We start from the raw sequence: 1,463 nt of genomic DNA on the forward strand, positions 1-1,463 counted from the left end.
GAGGATGTCCCGACGTTCGTGGAACTTGATCGGCGGTCCCGCGGTCAGGCGACGTTCTCGTTGTAGCAGTTTGAGGTCGGGTTCTGGGCTGCGACGTGCCGGTCAAGCGCGCTGCGGAGTGTGGGCAGGTGCAGGAAGCCGTTGACGCGGCGGAACTGCTTGGTGGCTTCGGTCATGCCGGCCGCGCACCAGCGCAGCGCCATCTGCCCGTCCTTCCAGTTCTTGACGTTGGCGGCGTGGTCGCGGCAGATGGAGATCATCGATTCGATGGGGTTGGTCGAGCGCAGCGAGCGTGCGAGTGTCGGTGGCACGTCCAGCCGCAGGATGGTCAGCGTCTCGTCCATTCCCTCTCGCAGCGAGGCCGCGGCTCCGGGATACTTCTTGTCCAGTTCAGCGGCCAGCGTGGTCAGCTTGGCTTCGGCGGCGAGCGGGGTATCGGCGTGGTAGGCGTCGCGCATCCGCTTCTCGGCCACAGCGCGTAGCTTCTCAGGGAGCTTGTCCCGGACATTCCTGATCTTGTGGAGCTGACAGCGCTGAATCACCGGGTGGTCGAACACATCCAGTACCGCCCGGCGCAGCGCTTTGGAGCCGTCGAGCACGACCAGGATCGGGCGGGTGACGTTCAGGCCGCGCTCACGCAGGCCGACGATCAACTCGCGGGCCAGGGTGGCGTTCTCGGTGGAGCCCTCCACCAACGCAAGAGGGTGCTTGGTGCCGTCGATGCCGATCCCCAGCGCCACGATGCAGGTGTGCTCGCCGAAGTGCACCCCGTCCAGCATGAGGGCGGCCAGATCCAGCCCGGACAGATCGGCCGACATCAACTCCGCCAGGGCGCGCTCGGTGGCGGCGACGAAGCGTCGCGAGATCGCCGACTTGGACGTGCCGGTGGAGGAGCGCTCGACGGCGCCGCCGACCGGCTCAAGCCCGAGCCGGTAGCGGCGGGTGGAGAGCTTGCCGAGCATCTTGCCGAGCGCCATCTCATTGAGGATCTCAGTGGAGGAGAACAGTTCATAGGCCGGGATGGCGACCTCGCCTGCGCCGTCTGCGGTGCGCACCCGGGGGCGGCGGATCGGCAGCCTGCGGCCGCCCAGCACCACCGATCCGGCGTCGCTGCCATGCCGGACCGCGAGGCGGTCGGGGTTGTGCTTGCCCCGGGGACCGCACAGCGCGGTGACGTCTTCCTCCAGCATCGCGAACATCACGGCCAGGCCGGACTGCACAGCCAGCGCGAGCAGGCCGTCCTTCATCGAGGCGGCGATCTGCTCCATGGCCACGCTCACGGTATGCGGAACGGCCACGTCTTCGGCGGCTTGCTGGGCGCGTCGGCGGTTGTTCTGGTAGGTCTTGCTCACGGTCCCCGTCTCCTTACTCGGAGTGATTTGGCGATTGCTCGAGACCTACCACCAGGTAGGGCCCGAGGCGGGGACCGCCACTTCAAGTTCTACGAGCTACGGGACAACCTC

The 1,463-nt window shown here is 67.4% G+C and carries 1 protein-coding gene; it reads right to left on the reverse strand.

Annotated features, from left to right (window positions below; genetic code table 11):
- Window positions 1-44 precede the first annotated feature (44 nt).
- Window positions 45-1,352 carry an IS256 family transposase gene (locus tag FLV34_RS39210; protein WP_142651901.1) on the reverse strand — a complete coding sequence of 436 codons (1,308 nt, stop codon included), beginning with the start codon at window positions 1,350-1,352 and terminating at the stop codon, window positions 45-47.
- Window positions 1,353-1,463: the final 111 nt, after the last annotated feature.

It is taken from the genome of Microbispora sp. CSR-4 (assembly GCF_008033685.1).
Lineage (GTDB): Bacteria > Actinomycetota > Actinomycetes > Streptosporangiales > Streptosporangiaceae > Microbispora.